Annotated in this window: 18 protein-coding genes; all 18 read right to left on the reverse strand. The window is 40.7% G+C overall.

Annotation, left to right across the window (positions count from 1 at the left end):
* Nucleotides 1-147: 147 nt before the first annotated feature.
* On the reverse strand, nucleotides 148-1,320 hold the full coding sequence (locus SB717_RS11425) for an iron-containing alcohol dehydrogenase (protein WP_410903749.1): 1,173 nt from the start codon (nucleotides 1,318-1,320) through the stop codon (nucleotides 148-150).
* A gap of 190 nt (nucleotides 1,321-1,510) precedes the next feature.
* Complete coding sequence (locus tag SB717_RS11430) at nucleotides 1,511-1,972, reverse strand: GNAT family N-acetyltransferase (protein ID WP_410903750.1); 462 nt, start codon at nucleotides 1,970-1,972, stop codon at nucleotides 1,511-1,513.
* A gap of 39 nt (nucleotides 1,973-2,011) precedes the next feature.
* Complete coding sequence (locus SB717_RS11435; RefSeq protein WP_029714305.1) at nucleotides 2,012-2,269, reverse strand: SunI/YnzG family protein; 258 nt, start codon at nucleotides 2,267-2,269, stop codon at nucleotides 2,012-2,014.
* A 66-nt stretch (nucleotides 2,270-2,335) separates the two neighbouring features.
* Nucleotides 2,336-3,082 (reverse strand): MBL fold metallo-hydrolase, encoded by a 747-nt coding sequence (locus tag SB717_RS11440; RefSeq protein ID WP_410903751.1) that lies wholly within the window; start codon nucleotides 3,080-3,082, stop codon nucleotides 2,336-2,338.
* A 239-nt stretch (nucleotides 3,083-3,321) separates the two neighbouring features.
* Nucleotides 3,322-4,803, reverse strand: coding sequence for an amino acid permease (locus SB717_RS11445; protein ID WP_410903752.1), 1,482 nt, complete (start codon nucleotides 4,801-4,803; stop codon nucleotides 3,322-3,324).
* A 101-nt stretch (nucleotides 4,804-4,904) separates the two neighbouring features.
* Entirely contained in the window at nucleotides 4,905-5,183 is a 279-nt protein-coding gene (locus tag SB717_RS11450; protein ID WP_335537973.1) for a YokU family protein, read from the reverse strand.
* Nucleotides 5,184-5,185: 2 nt separating this feature from the next.
* Entirely contained in the window at nucleotides 5,186-6,595 is a 1,410-nt protein-coding gene (gene kamA, locus SB717_RS11455; RefSeq protein WP_029714300.1) for a lysine 2,3-aminomutase, read from the reverse strand.
* A gap of 42 nt (nucleotides 6,596-6,637) precedes the next feature.
* Nucleotides 6,638-7,117 (reverse strand): GNAT family N-acetyltransferase, encoded by a 480-nt coding sequence (locus SB717_RS11460; RefSeq protein ID WP_410903753.1) that lies wholly within the window; start codon nucleotides 7,115-7,117, stop codon nucleotides 6,638-6,640.
* Complete coding sequence (locus SB717_RS11465; RefSeq protein WP_410903754.1) at nucleotides 7,105-8,625, reverse strand: M81 family metallopeptidase; 1,521 nt, start codon at nucleotides 8,623-8,625, stop codon at nucleotides 7,105-7,107. The genes SB717_RS11460 and SB717_RS11465 overlap by 13 nt, the downstream gene beginning before the upstream one ends.
* Before the next feature lie 29 nt (nucleotides 8,626-8,654).
* Complete coding sequence (locus SB717_RS11470; protein WP_410903755.1) at nucleotides 8,655-10,112, reverse strand: aldehyde dehydrogenase family protein; 1,458 nt, start codon at nucleotides 10,110-10,112, stop codon at nucleotides 8,655-8,657.
* 28 nt (nucleotides 10,113-10,140) lie between these two features.
* On the reverse strand, nucleotides 10,141-11,436 hold the full coding sequence (locus SB717_RS11475; protein WP_029714294.1) for an aminotransferase class III-fold pyridoxal phosphate-dependent enzyme: 1,296 nt from the start codon (nucleotides 11,434-11,436) through the stop codon (nucleotides 10,141-10,143).
* Nucleotides 11,420-12,805: an aminotransferase family protein gene (locus SB717_RS11480; protein WP_410903756.1), complete on the reverse strand. Its 1,386-nt coding sequence runs from the start codon at nucleotides 12,803-12,805 to the stop codon at nucleotides 11,420-11,422. The genes SB717_RS11475 and SB717_RS11480 overlap by 17 nt, the downstream gene beginning before the upstream one ends.
* Entirely contained in the window at nucleotides 12,793-13,983 is a 1,191-nt protein-coding gene (locus SB717_RS11485) for a thiolase family protein (RefSeq protein ID WP_410903757.1), read from the reverse strand. The genes SB717_RS11480 and SB717_RS11485 overlap by 13 nt, the downstream gene beginning before the upstream one ends.
* Entirely contained in the window at nucleotides 13,983-14,645 is a 663-nt protein-coding gene (locus SB717_RS11490) for a 3-oxoacid CoA-transferase subunit B (protein WP_029714289.1), read from the reverse strand. Before SB717_RS11490 ends, SB717_RS11485 begins: the two co-directional genes overlap by 1 nt.
* Before the next feature lies 1 nt (nucleotide 14,646).
* On the reverse strand, nucleotides 14,647-15,303 hold the full coding sequence (locus SB717_RS11495) for a CoA transferase subunit A (protein ID WP_029714288.1): 657 nt from the start codon (nucleotides 15,301-15,303) through the stop codon (nucleotides 14,647-14,649).
* Nucleotides 15,304-15,481: 178 nt separating this feature from the next.
* Nucleotides 15,482-15,811 (reverse strand): DUF3870 domain-containing protein, encoded by a 330-nt coding sequence (locus SB717_RS11500; RefSeq protein WP_013057066.1) that lies wholly within the window; start codon nucleotides 15,809-15,811, stop codon nucleotides 15,482-15,484.
* 213 nt (nucleotides 15,812-16,024) lie between these two features.
* Nucleotides 16,025-16,273 (reverse strand): ferredoxin, encoded by a 249-nt coding sequence (locus SB717_RS11505; RefSeq protein ID WP_013083172.1) that lies wholly within the window; start codon nucleotides 16,271-16,273, stop codon nucleotides 16,025-16,027.
* 37 nt (nucleotides 16,274-16,310) lie between these two features.
* Nucleotides 16,311-17,195, reverse strand: coding sequence for a pyridoxal 5'-phosphate synthase lyase subunit PdxS (gene pdxS, locus SB717_RS11510; protein ID WP_410903758.1), 885 nt, complete (start codon nucleotides 17,193-17,195; stop codon nucleotides 16,311-16,313).
* Nucleotides 17,196-17,250 lie beyond the last annotated feature (55 nt).

Here is a 17,250-nt window from a genome sequence, read left to right on the forward strand (position 1 = left end):
TCTGTACTTAATTATAAAGCTTTTCCTTTAGTTGTTAACTGAAATTTGAGAAAAAAACCATTCTTCCTACTCTACTTAATTTCCAGTCATTTATAAGATAAAACAAAAAGAAGAAGACAGATGTCTCCTTCTTTTTTGTTTTTCACTTTACAGTGACGCTTTTAAAATAGCTAAAATATCATCTTTATTTAGTTTTTTAAAGTTACCGAAACCTCCGTACTCCATTTCACGAGCAGCAATTCCAGCAATTTCGTCTAGTCGCTCTTCTCCGATATCGTAATCTGCTAAGCGAGAAGGTGCACCAAGGCTTGACCAAAAAGCGCTTAGCTTATCGATTCCTTCTAATGCGATTTCTTTGTCGCTTTTACCTGCAGTTTCAATATCGAACATGCTTGTCATTACACGCTTCATACGAGTAACATCTTGATTTACAACGTGTCGCATCCAATTTGGGAATAGGATTGCTAAACCGCCTGCATGAGGAATGTCATATACCGCTGATACCGCGTGTTCAATTGTATGTGAAGCCCAATCGCCAAAGTAGCCCATTTGAAGTGTTCCGTTTAATGCGATTGTTCCGGAATATAAAATCGTTTCGCGGTGCTCGTAGCTTTGCAGATCTTCTAGCAATTTTGGTGCTGTTTCAATTACTGTTTGTAATACGGAATAGCACATACGATCTTGTAAATGCGTGTTTTTCACGTTATGGAAATATTGTTCAAACACATGGCTCATCATGTCTACCATGCCGTAGATAGTTTGATCTCTAGGAACAGACATCGTGTTCACAGGATCTAGTATAGAAAATACAGGATGCGTAACGGCGCTTCCCCAAACATATTTTTCATTTGTTTCCCAATTCGTAATAACAGAATCAGGATTCATTTCAGAACCTGTTGCTGCCAATGTTAATACCGTTCCAAACGGCAGTGCTTTTGTAGCCGTTACTTTTTTGTTAATAATATCCCAGACGTCTCCTTCATACTCAGCTCCGGCAGCGATTGCTTTTGTGCAGTCAATAACGCTTCCTCCGCCGACTGCTAACATGAAGTCAATGTTTTCATTTCGGCAAATTTCAATTCCTTTTCGTACCGTAGATAGTCGAGGATTTGGCTCCACACCCGCTAACTCATGTATATTTACGTTTAACTCTTTTAACAGCGTAAGAACTTGATCGTATAAACCGTTTTTCTTAATGCTTCCTCCGCCATATACAAGCAAAATATTTTTTCCGTATTTCGGGAGTTCTTCTGATATTGCTTGAAGCTGATCTTTTCCGAAGATTAATTTTGTGGGATTATGATAAATGAAAGTTTCCATACTATCTGTATACCTCCTAGTTGAATATAAAGTAAGTTGTCGCATTACGCGAACAAGAATGTAAGTATAAATGTAAAACAAAAATTTTTCAAGAGTTAAGTTCTCAAATCGCGTACTTTATTTTATTGAGTAATTAAAATGAAGAAAATGGCTTCTTAGATATAAAAAAGAGAGCAAGTAAATGCTCTCTTTAAAGTTCTTTATACGCCATTTTTCTATACGTAACAAATCCTTCTTTTTCGTAAAAGCTCCCGGCAATCGTATTGTCACTCCAGTAATCTAACTCAATTATAGTGATCTCTTTTTCACGAGCAATGTTATAAATTTCTTTCATTAAGCTGGAACCAAACCCTTTATTTTTGTAGGGTTCTGCGATGTTTATTTGATGAACATAAATTGACTTGTAAGTCTTTTTAAACACTGTCTCTGAATACAGTTTTATTTCCAGCCAAGCGAATCCTATATGCTGACCTTCGTCTTTTCCTAAAAGAAAGATAAACCTATCGTCTTTCATCACTTTCTTAAAAAATTCATGTATCTGATGAAAATCATATGTTTGAAAGCGCTCGGGGTATAATTCTACATGCAGTTGATGAACAGACTGATTGAGCTTGGCAATTTTACTAGCATCATAAGTACGGCTAATCTTCAATTTTCCCTCTCCTATATATCGCGTATTTAGTAATGGGCGTTATGAACGTATTTCGTTTAATATAGTGGGTGCGTTTGAGGTAAATAACAAATAGTTTTTACTGGTCGTTTTTATAAAGATGCGGTCAGTCGTTCCGTATGGAGGGCCAATTCGAATAGCGTTTGCTTCTTTCCCTCCGTACGTGTCGTCTTCCGTTACTTCGAGAATGTCTTCTAACGGAATTGTAAAGTGTGCAAGCTGCCATTTTATAATAAGATTATCATTTATTTTTCGGACACTGATAGTTGGTGTAAACATTTTATCCATCCCCTTTGGTTTCTATTTTCCCTTCCTCGTTCTAGTAAAAAACAATTTCATTCCCCTTTAACTTTCTCCCTGTACAACGTGTTCTTTTATCCTTAAAATCGCTTCTTCCGGACAGCCTTGAAAATAGCCTCCATGATAACAAATAACATGCTCAATGTCGTAATGTAAGAAGTTTTCGAGTGATTGAACTGCTTGGTCCATATTTAAGGTCGTTTGTTTAACAGGCCCCATTAGTTGTCCATTTGCTAATACTAAAGCATCTCCGGCAACCAGCGTTTTTGATTTTTTTAAATAAAAACTAACATGCCCAGGCGTATGTCCGGGAGTGAAAATAACCTCAATGCCTCCGCAGTATGGAAGCAGTTGACTTCCTTTTAATACTCTATCCACGTCAATTTTTGGAGGGTTTTTATACAAATATTTTATGTCATCAGGTATAGCTGCTAGTTCTTCGTTACTCATTTGACTCGCATTCGTTTTGATAAGCGGAAGTTTCCCTTCAATATACGGCTTATCAAATTCATGAGCATATACGATGATATTTTCATTTGATTTTTTTCGTATATCAGCAGCACCTCCTATATGATCTAGGTCTTGATGTGTTAAAAAAATTGCCTTTAGGTCTTCGATAGACATATTTAATTCGTTTAACACTTCTTTAAGTTGATCGGTTTGTCCAGGCATTCCTGTGTCAATTAGAATAGCTTCATCGTTATTCCAAACTAGCGTAGGATTTAATATTATATTTTGGTCAAAAGCTCTGGCAGTCAACTGTAGCATTTCAACACCTTCTGAAATTCTCATCACAAACCCCTTTTCTTATTAAAATTACAAAAACTTTAACCTTCTATAATTGCGTAGCTTACAGTGCTATTCTTGAATTTTATCAATAAACAAAATAAAAACCAGTCTGGAAAAAAATAACTTTTTATGCTATGATATCTATAAAATAAAGCTTATTATGATAGATTTTTATAAATAAAAAGGTGAACCTTGTTGTCCAAAGTTCACCTTTTTTGCTTATCGTTAGCCGTATAGCTTTTTTATTTCTTATCTTCTCTTTGGATACACGCATGCAAAGGTACAACCTTGGTTTTCTTTGCTATTTTATATCCCCACCACGTCACTAAAAAGAGAGGCAGTCCGATGTATGAGACCGTTAAGCCGTACCAATCAATTTTGTCAGAAAGTACCGCTTGATAATTCTGTCCTAAAATAACGATGAGGCACATTCCAAATGCAAGAACAGGACCTAGAGGAAACCATTTTGCTTTATACGCCAGTTCATTTATATCCCGTCCTGAAGCAACATATGCTTTTCGGAAACGATAGTGGCTGATGGCAATACCAATCCACGCAATAAATCCGCTCATGCCTGAAGCGTTTAAAAGCCACATATACATTTGATCGCCAAAAATTGATGTTAAAAAGGCAAGGCCGCCAATGATAGTGGTTAAAACAAGCGCGTTTACTGGAATTCCTCGACGATTAATTTTTCGAAGCGCTTTAGGCGCTTGCCCTTCATTGGCCATGGACCACAACATTCGCGTAGAAGCATATAAGCCAGAAGTTCCGGCTGATAAAACCGAGGTAAGAATAACAGCATTCATCACTGAAGCAGCTGCAGCAATTCCTGCTTTTTCAAAAACAAGCGTAAATGGACTAACAGCAATGTTATCCACATCTCCTCCTAGAAGAGATGGACTTGTGTAAGGAATGATAAGCCCGATTACAGCAATGGCTGCAATATAAAATAGAAGAATGCGCCAAAAGACTTGGCGAATGGCTTTTGGTATATTTTTTTGAGGGTTTTCACTTTCCCCCGCCGCAATGCCGACTAGCTCTGTACCTTGAAAAGAAAATCCCGCGATAAAGAAAATGCTTAGTACGGACAGAAATCCGCCGTTGACCGGCGCTTCTTCTAATGTAAAGTTTTTAAAGCCGATATATTCACCGCCGAAAATGCCAAAGATCGTCAGAAGACCCACTCCGATAAACACAATGATGGTTACTACTTTTACGAGAGCAAACCAATATTCAGATTCTCCATAGCTTTTTACAGATAGGAAATTAAGTAAAAAAATTAAGCCTAAAAACAAAGCGCTCCAGATAATACTTGGCACATCAGGGAACCAAAACTTCATGATAATAGCAGAAGCAGCTATTTCTACAGCGAGCGTAACAGCCCAGTTAAACCAGTAGTTCCAGCCGAGCGCAAAGCCGAGAGCTGGGTCTACATAATGACTGGCATACGTAGAAAAAGAACCTGATACCGGCATAAACGTAGCCATCTCCCCAAGACTAGTCATGAGAAAGTAAACCATAATTCCAATGGCCCCGTAAGCAATCAGCGCTCCTCCAGGTCCAGCAGTTTGGATGGATGATCCGGTAGCTAGAAATAAGCCAGTTCCTATTGATCCTCCAATGGCAATCATGGTCATATGACGTGCTTTTAAATGACGTTTTATATGCTTATCGTCCTGCTTTTTTTCTTCTTCATTACGATTGATATCGAACGCTTCCATACTTATCCCACCTTTATAAATGAACTATGCGAACATGTTTGACGTAAAGCGTATAAGAATATCCATCTCCCACAAAAAGCAGGAGATGGACTCTTCATTGCCTACTTTGAAAAATCAAAGTAGTTTCGTTTTAATAGACGAGGCAGGCTCATAAGCTGTTCGTACGTTACACTTTTTTCTAAGGCAGAGGTGTTGATTAAAAACAGTTGATCTTCAATGTGTCCAACCGTTTCATCTGTTTGATACGTAATTCCGCATTCTGAACATGTAATGGAAGGCGTCTCTTTAATTTCTATGGCTTTTGTGCCGTCAGGAAGCTCCCAATAAACCGTTGCATTCGTCTCTTTCGCTTCATAGGATTCGCACCATTGACATTTCAATATTATTCCTCCTTCGCTCCCGCCGTCTCGTATTTTTTCATTTGCGTTTCAAATTTTTTCTCTTTTAATTGATCGCGCTTTTCACGCTTGTCTTTCAAAGAGCTATGCTCTGGATTTTGGTCATACGTTTTCCGGCGATCAAGGCGGTTTAGACCTTCTGGCGTTAAATTGAACTTTGTATCATCAATAATCGAAAGAACACCGTTGCTTTCAAATTTTTCAAACACTTCAGGATATACCTTTTTATAAAATTCTTCTGCGCTGCCACTTTGGTAATTTTGCGGCTCCGGATAAGACGTAATAACACCTTCAAAGTTTCGAAGCACCACTTTATTGGAGCTTTGAGAAATAATGTAGTTTGGCTGCAGCGGAATTTTACCGCCTCCTCCAGGAGCATCCACGATAAACGTAGGAACTGCATAGCCGGACGTATGGCCGCGAAGTCCTTCCATAATTTCTAGCCCTTTACTGATCGGCGCACGGAAATGGCCGATTCCTTCTGATAAATCACATTGATAAATGTAATAAGGACGCACGCGAATTTTTACTAAATCATGCATAAGCTGCTTCATGATTGGCACGCTGTCGTTGATTCCGGCTAAAATAACCGCTTGGTTTCCAACAGGAACTCCTGCATTTGCAAGCATTTCACAAGCGCGCTTTGATTCTTCTGTAATTTCAATTGATGTGTTGAAGTGCGTATTCAGCCAAACCGGATGATATTTCTTTAAGATGTTGCAAAGATTTTCTGTAATGCGCTGAGGGAACACCACAGGTGCTCTTGTACCGATACGAATAATTTCTACGTGCGGAATATCGCGCAAATTTTTCAAAATATATTCTAAAATATTATCATTGATTAATAGGCCGTCTCCTCCGGAAATTAATACATCACGGATTTGAGGGTTGGCAGCAATGTAATTAATAGCTGTATCCAGCTGTTTTTTTGGAACGCCCATGCCAATTTGTCCTGAAAAACGTCTTCGTGTACAGTAGCGGCAGTACATAGAGCACTGATTTGTAACTAAAAACAGCACGCGGTCGGGATAACGGTGCGTTAAGCCAGGAACCGGTGAATCTTCATCTTCATGAAGCGGATCTTCTAAATCATACCTTGTCTTATGCAGTTCTTCTGAAATAGGAACGGACTGCATTCTGATTGGACATTTCGGATCATTCTCATCCATTAACCATGCGTAATAAGGCGTGATGTTTAACGGAATCGTTTTGGTTGCAATTTTAACGCCTTCTTCTTCTTGAGGTGTTAAATTGATCACTTTCTTTAAATCTTCCAATGTTTTAATCGTGTTTGTCAGCTGCCATACCCAGTCGTTCCACTGCTCGTCCGTTACATCTTTCCAAAGTTCAATTTCTTTCCAATGTCTGCTTGCTTTATATAATGTATTTTTCATTTTATATTCCCTCCAAAGTTCATTTTTTGAATAGATGTTCTACTAAGAAATTGACCGTACCATGTAATAGCGGTCTTCTCCTTCGCCAAACTCTCCTGTTCGCGTTTCTTTAATGGTAAAGCCCATTTTTTTATACAGTTTAACAGCGCCTTCATTTTTTACATTCACAGTCAAACAAACGCTTTCAAAACTATCTTTTTGTAGAATCGAAAATATTTCTTCTAAGAACAGCTGTCCAATTCCGCTTCCTTGTTTATCAGAGCGAACGTAGAACCCAAAGATATAAGCTTTTGTGACATCTTTGTAATCTCGAAGAAGCTCGCAAATGGCAATTGGCCTTGCGTCATTTTCCTGGAAATATTGAATGAGCTTTCCGTAGCGCGCTAGAGGTACAAGCGTCTGTTCATCCACGGCTCCCATGCCCGGAAACGCATCTTTTTCAAGTTCGATCATCATCTTTTGCTGTTCAGGAGTTAACGATTCCGGCACTTCGATATGATAATGCTCTTTTAATGCATCCATTTTTCTTTCCTCCTTTTTTCACTTTCATACTTGACATCTTGCAGCGGCCATATTGGTTCTGGAATGTGCTGATACTTAAAGGTCGTTAAGCGATTTGATGCTACGCCTGGCGCATCCACATAGATGATAGATCCTACAAGCGGTTCAAAAGCGGCTCTGAAATGATTTTTAGCTTTTAAACCAATGATTTTTTTCGTCGCTGGCTCAATGCCAATATGGCGAAAAAGTTCAGGATCATTGGCTGATACCGGCCTTCCAATCAGCAAAATGTCTAATTCTCCTACTTGAATGTGAGCTGCACCTTTTACATTTACTTTTAAATGCTGATTAAACGGTCCCGAATTGTAAAACTCACCTTCCGACAAAGCAACGACCTTCGCCTCAACTTCAACGGGCTTTCCGAACTCAGGAGAAACTTTTCCTCCTAAGGAAAGAGAGACGTAATTTCCTATTCCCGCCTGCACGCAGTGTTTGATAGAGTCGGGGTCATAAAGACCTCCAAACAAAGTTCCCGGCATATTTAGTTTCAACATGTATTCCAAAAGCTCTGTTGTGTCGCCGCTTCCGCAGCTTAAAGGATTATCTGCTATATCTGCGAGCACAATGGGCTGTTCGTTTGATCGTTTTAACGCTGTTTGCAGACCTTCTTCAACGGTAGGCAAATCGACTATAAATTCTTCTTTTATACTCCAAAACTGAGAAGCTAGTGTATTTGCTGTTGTTTCTGCTGTGTCAGGATTCAAAGCTGTTACGAGCACGCTTGCTCCCGCAATTGGAATATCAGAATAAGGAAAGCCTCCAAAAATAGAAACATTGTATACGTCTTCTTCTTGCTCAGCTTGCTTAGCAAGGTCAATCATTTTTTTCATAGGGCCTTCTGCTGTTCGCATATTAATTGAGGGCAAAAGCATAGGCAATTTATTTAAAGACGCATAATAGATAGCGCTTTCTTTCACTTGTGTTATAAGCGCTCGCGCAGCGTTCACTCCTTGTTCGTACATATCAACATGAGGATATGTTTTAAAACCAAAGTGAAGCGGCGTGTACGTAAGCATATCTTCACTGACATTTGCATGCATATCGAGCGTAGTAGCAATAGGAACGTTATTTCCTATACAGCTTCTTATTTGACCTAACAAATGAGCTTCAGGATCGAAAAGATGCTCTACTACCATTGCGCCGTGCAAAGCAATTAATAAGCCATCTAGCGGGCCGGCGTGAGTAAGCGCATGCAGCATTTGCTTTTCAATTGTGTAATAAGCCGCCGAAGATACAACCCCAGACGGAACTGCAGCTGCACAAACAAGGGGAACGATCTCTACTTGCTCTTCTTGCTTTAACACATCCAAAAATCCCCCTACTTCTGTTTTGGTTCCTGAGTATGCTTTATATATTTCCGTTCCAACAAAATATCCTTCTTGTACAAACTGTTCTATTTCTGTTTTTAATGGACTAAAGCTGTGAGATTCATGATAAAAAAAGGCAATGCCAATGCGATATGAAGACATGTGCTCCTCCTTTTCGCTAAGGTGCGAGATTAATAGTTGGTGTAGACAGACTTCCATTCTGTCATCACATCAAATGCATGATGAGAAACTTCTCTGTGGCCGTTGCCAGACATTTTCATTCCTCCGAATGCTACTCCCATTTCAGCATTAGATGTTCCGTTATTGATATAGACTAATCCGCTAACAGCGTCTTTGGCCGCTCGGCTGGCGTAATGTAAGCTGCTTGTATAAATAGAAGTGGAAAGTCCGTACATCGTTCCATTATTGACGCTCATTGCTTCTTCATAGCCATTTACTTCAATAAAAGCAAGCACGGGGCCAAAAATCTCTTCTTGAGCAATTGTGTGATTCGAATGGACGTTATCGATGATTGTAGGCATGTAATAACAAGTCCCTAATTCTGATAAAGCACGACCTCCAAGCGCAATATTCCCGCCTTCCTCTACCGCTTTTTGTACGTAATCTTCTACTAAACGACACTGCTGTTCATTAACAAGCGGTCCTATCACAACTCCTTGTTCAAGACCATTTCCAATCTTCATTTCTTCTGTAAGAGCTATTACTTTTTTCAACAGCTCTTCTTTTACTGAACGATCCACGATGACTCTGCTAGCTGCGGTACAGCGCTGCCCCGTGGTCGTAAATGCTGATTTAACAATTCCTTCTGCTGCTTTATCCAGATCGGCATCCTTTAATACGATAACCGCGTTTTTTCCTCCTAGCTCTAAAGAAATACGCTTTAAGGTTTTGCTGCTCATTTCTGCTAATTGCTGACCAACTTCCGTAGAACCTGTAAATGAGATGATTTTCACTTCAGAGTGTGTAGCAAGTCTTTGTCCAACGATTCTACCCGATCCTGTAAGCAAGTTAATTGTTCCTTTTGGAAGCCCCGCAGCGTGCAATACTTCCATAAAAATCTTGGCTGAGAGCGCCACTTCTGAAGCCGGCTTCCAAACAACCGTATTGCCAGCGATTAAAGCGGCAAACATTTTATAGGAAGCGAGAGAAACAGGAAAGTTCCAAGGTGTAATACATGCCACAACTCCAAGCGGTTCGCGAACCATTTTTATATCCCGGTCAGGAAAGCCAGCGGGCACTATTTCGCCAAACAAGCGTCTTCCTTCTCCTGCCATATACTGAGCTGTTGCAATGACGACATCAACTTCCCCTATGGATTCTGTTAGCGGTTTTCCCATTTCTTTTGTCATCACTTGAGCTAGCTCTTCTTTTCTGTCTTCAAAAAGCGAAGCTGCTTTTGTTAAAAATGCTGAACGTTCAGGAATAGATGTATTTTTCCAGTGGTTGTAGGCTGTGCTAGCCGCGTTTACCGCAGCATCGACTTGACTAGCCGTAGCGGCTGCGCACATTCCGACGAGCTCTTGTGTTGCAGGGTTTATACTTTCAAAGTAGGTTTGCTTCTCTTCACTTACCCACTCGCCGTTAATATATAAATTTCCTTGCAGCAGTTCGGTTTTAGTTTGACCCATATTGTTACCCTCCTTTTCATTTAAAAAGCTAGTTAATTGAGACTGCTTCTGTGATGACTTCTTCTAATAAAGAAAGCCCTTGGTCCAGCACGTCTTTATCGATATTTAGCGGCAGCATTAAGCGAATGGTCTGTCCTTTGACTCCACAATTCATGATAAGCAGTCTTCTTTCCAGCGCTTTTGATTTAATAACAGGGACATAAGCAGCTGCTGTTTCAACATGAAATTCAATGCCAATCATCATACCAATTCCTCTAACCTCTTTAATAGCCGGTAAATGTCCGATAGAATGCTGAAGACGTTTCACAATATCGGCACCCACTTTTTCACTGCGTTCTACAAGCTTTTCTTCTTCGATGATTGAAATATTAGCTAAAGCAGCTGCGCACGATACTGGATTCCCACCAAAAGTAGAACCATGTCCAGCTGTTGGCCATTTCTCATGCAGTTCTCGGCTTGCTACAATCGCTCCTAGTGGCATACCACCGGAAAGAGCTTTTGCTAAAACTAAAATATCTGGTGTGACTCCAGCATGTTCCGCGGCAAACATTTTTCCAGTGCGACCGAATCCCGTTTGCACTTCATCAAAGATAAGCAGAATACCATAATCATTCGCTATGTCTCTCAGTGCGCGTAAAAAGCTAGAAGGAGCAGGGTAATAGCCTCCTTCACCCATGACTGGCTCAATTACAATCGCCGCTACGCGTGAAGGATCCACTCGCAGTTCGAACAGCTTTTGCAGTTGATTTAAGCAATATGCTTCCGCTTCTTCCTCGTCAATATTAGGAAGCTGACTTGGATACGGATAAGGCGCGTGATACACTTCTCCTAAAATTGGCTCGTAGTAGCTTCGGTACTTGGAGCTTGAAGCCGTAATAGCTGTAGCTCCTAATGTACGGCCGTGAAAAGAACCTTCAAAAGCAATAATCGCTGGTCTGCCAGTGGCCGCTTTTGCTAACTTAAGTGCTCCATCAATGGCTTCTGCGCCTGAGTTTGAAAAGAAAACCGTATCTAAGTTTCCTGGCGTAATTTGCGCAAGTTTTTCTGCCAAATTCACAGCTGTTTCGTAGTATCCGTAATTTAAACCGAGGTGAAGCAGTTGATCTGCTTGTTTTTTAATCGCTTCTACCATCTTTTCATGTGTATGGCCCACTGCATTAACGGCTACTCCTGATACAAAATCAATATATTCCGTTCCATCAGCTGTCCAGAATTTAGCACCGTGCGCTTTTTCAATAACAAGCTCTGTTACTCTTGTCATCACCGGTGATAAATGTTTTTTTCCTTTGATTTGAAGCTCTTCCGTTTTATTTTGCACTTTCATATGACTCATCCTTTCTTATGTGCTGATGAAAAATAGAAAATGCATGATCGAGCAATCTCACTATTTCATCAACTTCTGATTTCGTTATATTTAAAGGAGGACTGATAATCATATGTTCTCCTTTATGTCCATCTATAGATCCGGATCCTGGATAAAACACGCCTCCAAGCTCCATACAAATTTCATTGAGCTTTTCGCTGGCTGCTTCACTTGGATTGAAAAATACTTGTTGACTAGCATCTTTCATTAATTCTAATCCGATTAAAAGCCCGCGGCCGCGAATATCTGAAATATAAGGATGCTTGCGCTGCAGAGCTACTAAACATTCCATTAAATACGCGCCTTGAGCTTCTACGTTTTGAAGAATATTCATTTCTTCATATATATCCAAAGCAGCAAGTCCTGCCGCTATCGAAACAGGATGTCCGCTGTACGTGTAGCCATGAAGAAATTTCCCGCTGCTATTTTCTAACAGTCCTTGAATCAGACTGTCATGGACAATCATTCCTCCTAAAGGAGCGTACCCTGCTGAAACTCCTTTACCAAACGTTAGAATATCCGGTTCGATTCCGAATTGTTCCACTGCAAAATTAGTTCCTGTTCTCCCAAAGCCTGTCATAACTTCATCAATAATTAAAAGAATGTCGTATCGGCTGCAGAGCTCACGTATTTTTTTGAAATAGTCAAGCGGAGGTACAACAGCTCCTTGCTGACTTCCTACGATGGGCTCTGCGATAAATGCTGAAATATTTTCTGGACCGAGCTCTAAAATGGTTCGTTCAATATCAGTGACACAGCTCCAGTTTTGATTTGCCACGCAGTCTTCTTGATTGCGATTATACGGACAGCGATGACAATAAGGAGAATAAACGTGCGCAAAATGTAAAAGATTAGGTGTATACGGATATCGTCTTTTTACATCCCCTCCAGCTGATAGTGCGCCTATCGTATTTCCGTGATAGGATTGCCACCTTCCGATTACGATGTGTTTTTGCATCTTTCCGGCATCTCTGTGATATTGCCTTGCTAATTTTAATGCACTTTCATTTGCTTCTGATCCCCCTGATGTAAAATAGACTTTGTTTAAATGAGGTGGCGCCATTTTACCAATGACACCTGCAAGTTTATGCAAAACATCCGTTTCAAAACGTAATGTATGGACAAACGCCGCTTTTTTTGCCTGCTCAGCCATCGCCTCGGCTATTTGCGCAATGCCGTGCCCTAAGTTTGCCGCCACGGCGCCGGAGCAGCCGTCTATATACTTTTTTCCTTGCTCATCTATTAAGTAGCTTCCTTCACCATGCGTAATCATTGGATACTTTTTTGTTAAATCTCTATGAAAAACATAATCTCTTTTTATTTCGTCCATCTTTCCACCACCATCGCCATTCCTAACCCTCCTGCAACGCAAATAGTAGCCAGGCCGTATCGTCTTTTTTGCTTGTGAAGCTCATGACACAGAGTTGTGATAATTCTTGCCCCGGAGCACCCTAAAGGATGTCCAAGCGCAATCGCTCCTCCGTTTACATTCACTTTTTCTGATGTGATGTCCCATTCTCTTAAGCAAGCAATACTTTGAGCGGCAAATGCCTCGTTTAATTCAATCAAGTCCATATCACCTAAGCTTAAACCGGCTTTATTTAAAGCAATTTGCGAAGCAGAAACGGGGCCAATTCCCATTTCCTTTGGAGAGACGCCCGCTGCGGCAAACGACACAATCTTTGCCATAGGCGTTAATCCAAGCTGCTCAGCTTTTTCTTCCGACATCAACAGCATCATTGAAGCGCCATCGTTTCTGCCGGATGAATTGCCGGCTGTCACCGTTCCATTACTTTGAAAAACAGGCTTAAGCGCACCAAGCTTTTCTTTACTAGTAAGCCGCGGAAATTCATCTGTTGCAAAATGCCTCATACCTTTTTTTCCTTCTTTTACAGGCACAGGGATAATTTCTTCTTCAAACAAACCAAGTTCTATAGCCCGCCTAGCTTTTTCCTGACTATAAAAAGCAAACTCATCTTGTTCCGCTCGGCTAATGCTATACTTTTCAGCGAGCCATTCGGCCGTCTGTCCCATCGTAAACGTTCCGTATAAAGTTTCAGGCTGTGATTTTGGCTGACTTTCTGTATTAGAGTCATAGAGTGTTAAATCACCAACGTGAAAACCAAAACGAGTGCCTACCGTATAGTGCGGTGCTTGAGACATGCTTTCCACTCCTCCGGCTAATACCGCTTCGGCTTGACCTGATAAAATTGACATAGCTCCATTCATTACAGCCTGCATGCCTGAACCGCACTGGCGGTGCACGGTATAAGCTGGAATACGTTCAGAGAATTGAGCTTTCAGCCCGGCTACTCTTGCTATATTAGGAGCATGAGCGCTTTGTTTCGTTTGTCCGACGATAATTTCATCAACAATCTCTGACGTGTATCCGGCTGAAGACAAATTGTTTTTCATCACAAGAGAGACTAGTTCTTCCGGAAGCGTATCTGCAAGCGAACCGCCAAACTTTCCAATAGGCGTTCGAAATGCATTTACAATCACTGCCATTATGCTGTCACCTCATTGTTTTTATTAAATAATTTAGAGACGCGAAAAGAAGCCTGCGTTTTTTGTTGCACTGTCTCTAAAGAAACACCCGGAGCTGTTTCAAGAAGTTCAAGACCAAGGTCTGTTACCGAAAAGACAGCTAATTCCGTAATAATCATATCGACTCGTCGCTCTGAAGTAAGCGGATAAGTTAACTCCCCAACTAGCTTTGACTCTCCTTGACTATTCGTATGAAGAGTCGTCACAATTACTTTTTTTGATCCTTCTAATAAATCCATTGCTCCTCCCACGCCAAGAACACTTTTCCCAGGAACAGCCCAGTTCGCAATTCGGCCTGCTTCATCTACTTGAAGCACTCCAAGAATCGATACATTCACATGACCTCCGCGTATCATCGCAAAAGAATCGGCGCTGTTAAAAAATGAGGCACCTTCCAAGACCGTGACGGGAAGCTTCCCCGCATTCACAAGTTCTGGATCTACATAAGCTTCTTTAGGAGTAGGACCAACGCCGAGAATTCCGTTTTCTGAATGTAAAAACACCTGAACATCGGGTGAAATATAATTAGCAACCAAAGTAGGAATTCCTATCCCTAAGTTCACTACATCTCCGTGACAAAGCTCTTTTGCCGCACGCGCAGCAATATATTGTTTGACGTTCATCTTATTTTTCTCCTTTCACTACGATATAAGTAACGTATAAATGAGGAGTGATAATTTCTTCAGGAGAAATCTGCCCAACTTCAACCACTTCTTCTACTTCAACAATCACGATATCAGCAGCCGTTGCCATCATGGGATTAAAGTTTCTTGCTGATTTGCTGTAAATAAGATTTCCGAGTCGATCTGCTTTTTTAGCCTTTATAAGCGCTACATCTGCGTGCAGCGATTCTTGCAAAACATATTTTTTTCCTTTTAACACTCGTTCTTCTTTTCCTTCAGCGAGCTGAGTCCCTACGCTAACAGGCGTGTAAAACCCACCTATGCCTGCTCCTCCTGCTCGAATAGCCTCGGACATTGTTCCTTGCGGGATGAGCTCCACTTGAAGTTCTTGTTTTTGATAAGCGTGTACAACCTCAGGGTTAGAAGTAAAATAAGACCCTATGGCTTTTTTTACTTGTTTTTTTTGAACTAATACACCTAATCCTTTTCCAGGTTCACCGAGGTTATTACTAATAATCTCTAAATCTTTAAGATTTGATTTGGCAATTGCTTCAATCAGGCTAAGCGGGCTTCCAACAAGACCAAATCCACCTACCATAATGCGTGCGCCATCTGTTATTTTTCCTACTGCTTCTTCGCGCGTGATGATTTTATTCATTTTATTTCCTCCTTTTCTTTTTATATTTCACAGCGCTTTACACGAAAAAAACCAAGCAGGACACAATGACTCCCCAAAGAAACAGGGATGTCCCCACTCTTTGTAAAGCGTGTGTGTCTGCTTGGTTTTAATAAGACCATGAAAAGAGGTTGTCTTCTCACTTTATTCTAACCAAACGCTATGTAATTTTTTGATTTACATTATCCCAGTAACGTTGGATTGCAGCCTGAAGCGCTACGATAATCGCCTGTTGAGATGGAGCAAAATAATAATTTTGAATACGTTCAATAAGAGGTTCAATTCCATCTGCAAGGCAGTAACCAATAAGCAGCTTCCGGAAAAAATTTTGCGTCAGCTCCGTAATAAACGTAAACTCAGCATTTACAATTTTATGCTCTGTCAGATCCACTTCTAGTACAATTCCCGCATGCTTATACATTTCATACATGGAAGTTCCCTGTGGAGCTTTTGCATATCCTGTCACAATGACTGTATTCAGTATTTGCATGCCCCTTAATCTCCTTTTAAAAACTATTTGATTACTCCGCACTTTTACACTAATAATTCTGAAAAATCAAATGAGATTAACTCATATGCCTCTAGTTATGTAAGTGCTTTCATTTTTAAAAAGATATGTTCTTACACAACTAATATTTCGCCTTTTCTAGACAAAATCCTTCTTTTCTTTTAAAAAACTTTCTATTTTTTTATTTATTCCGCTTTATTGAAATTTATTCGAGTCTCCATCAAACTTTTCATCTGCTATACGGATGGACTCTGTTGGACAGCCTTCAAACGCATCTATTAAATCGTCTTCCAGCTCTTGGGGCACTTCAGCCGTGCCTTGATTATCATCAAGTATAACAAACGCAATTCCTTCATCATCATAATCATAAATATCAGGTGCCGCAGCTCCGCATGCACCGCATGCAATACACGTTTCTTTATCGACTATCGTATATTTCCCCATGATCATTCTCCTAACTAAGTTTAAAAGTTATTACTTATTACCAGCCGCGTTCTTGCATGCGATTTTCTGGTAATAACGATGAAATTTCAATTCCTTTCATTGCACTTCCTAATCCTTTTGATAAGCTTGCAATCAGTTCATAGTCGTGATAATGCGTTGTTGCCTCCACGATTGCTCGCGCAAATTTTTCAGGGTTGTCTGATTTGAAGATTCCTGATCCAACAAATACACCGTCTGCTCCAAGCTGCATCATTAACGCTGCGTCCGCGGGTGTTGCTACGCCGCCTGCTGCAAAGTTTACAACCGGTAAGCGGCCTTCACGTTTAATTTGCAGTAATAGCTCATAAGGCGCACCTAATAGTTTTGCTTCTGTCATTAACTCGTCTTCATCCATGCCTACAACTTTACGTACTTGAGCGTTTACTTGGCGCATATGACGCACTGCTTCGACGATGTTTCCTGTTCCTGGTTCGCCTTTTGTACGAAGCATCGAGGCACCTTCACCAATTCGTCTTGCTGCTTCCCCTAAATCACGGCATCCGCATACAAATGGAACCGTAAATGTACTTTTGTTAAGGTGGTATTCCTCATCAGCTGGAGTGAGTACTTCACTTTCGTCAATGTAGTCTACACCCATTGCTTCTAGCACGCGTGCTTCAACAATATGACCGATACGAGCTTTTGCCATAACTGGGATGGACACAGCGTTCATCACTTCTTCAACAATTGTTGGGTCTGCCATACGAGACACGCCGCCTGCTGCACGAATATCAGCTGGAACACGCTCTAATGCCATAACGGCAACAGCGCCTGCTGCTTCTGCAATTTTTGCCTGTTCTGCATTGATCACGTCCATGATAACGCCGCCTTTTTGCATTTCCGCCATTCCCCGCTTCACGCGGTCTGTTCCATTTCTCACCATATTCAATTCCTCCTTTATACGTTCAAATACTTATTATGCAACTTCCATGCCAGCG

The organism is Priestia sp. SIMBA_032 (assembly GCF_046535215.1).
Taxonomy (GTDB): domain Bacteria; phylum Bacillota; class Bacilli; order Bacillales; family Bacillaceae_H; genus Priestia; species Priestia aryabhattai.

Excerpts from the sequence above, each read along its gene's own strand:
- SB717_RS11425 (WP_410903749.1), bottom strand. The coding sequence starts at position 1,320 with ATGGAAACTTTCATTTATCATAATCCCACAAAATTAATCTTCGGAAAA.
- SB717_RS11435 (WP_029714305.1), bottom strand. The coding sequence starts at position 2,269 with ATGTTTACACCAACTATCAGTGTCCGAAAAATAAATGATAATCTTATT.
- SB717_RS11440 (WP_410903751.1), bottom strand. The coding sequence starts at position 3,082 with ATGAGAATTTCAGAAGGTGTTGAAATGCTACAGTTGACTGCCAGAGCT.
- SB717_RS11445 (WP_410903752.1), bottom strand. The coding sequence starts at position 4,803 with ATGGAAGCGTTCGATATCAATCGTAATGAAGAAGAAAAAAAGCAGGAC.
- kamA (WP_029714300.1), bottom strand. The coding sequence starts at position 6,595 with ATGAAAAATACATTATATAAAGCAAGCAGACATTGGAAAGAAATTGAA.
- SB717_RS11460 (WP_410903753.1), bottom strand. The coding sequence starts at position 7,117 with ATGGATGCATTAAAAGAGCATTATCATATCGAAGTGCCGGAATCGTTA.
- SB717_RS11465 (WP_410903754.1), bottom strand. The coding sequence starts at position 8,625 with ATGTCTTCATATCGCATTGGCATTGCCTTTTTTTATCATGAATCTCAC.
- SB717_RS11470 (WP_410903755.1), bottom strand. The coding sequence starts at position 10,112 with ATGGGTCAAACTAAAACCGAACTGCTGCAAGGAAATTTATATATTAAC.
- SB717_RS11475 (WP_029714294.1), bottom strand. The coding sequence starts at position 11,436 with ATGAAAGTGCAAAATAAAACGGAAGAGCTTCAAATCAAAGGAAAAAAA.
- SB717_RS11480 (WP_410903756.1), bottom strand. The coding sequence starts at position 12,805 with ATGGACGAAATAAAAAGAGATTATGTTTTTCATAGAGATTTAACAAAA.
- SB717_RS11485 (WP_410903757.1), bottom strand. The coding sequence starts at position 13,983 with ATGGCAGTGATTGTAAATGCATTTCGAACGCCTATTGGAAAGTTTGGC.
- SB717_RS11490 (WP_029714289.1), bottom strand. The coding sequence starts at position 14,645 with ATGAACGTCAAACAATATATTGCTGCGCGTGCGGCAAAAGAGCTTTGT.
- SB717_RS11495 (WP_029714288.1), bottom strand. The coding sequence starts at position 15,303 with ATGAATAAAATCATCACGCGCGAAGAAGCAGTAGGAAAAATAACAGAT.
- SB717_RS11500 (WP_013057066.1), bottom strand. The coding sequence starts at position 15,811 with ATGCAAATACTGAATACAGTCATTGTGACAGGATATGCAAAAGCTCCA.
- SB717_RS11505 (WP_013083172.1), bottom strand. The coding sequence starts at position 16,273 with ATGGGGAAATATACGATAGTCGATAAAGAAACGTGTATTGCATGCGGT.
- pdxS (WP_410903758.1), bottom strand. The coding sequence starts at position 17,195 with ATGGTGAGAAATGGAACAGACCGCGTGAAGCGGGGAATGGCGGAAATG.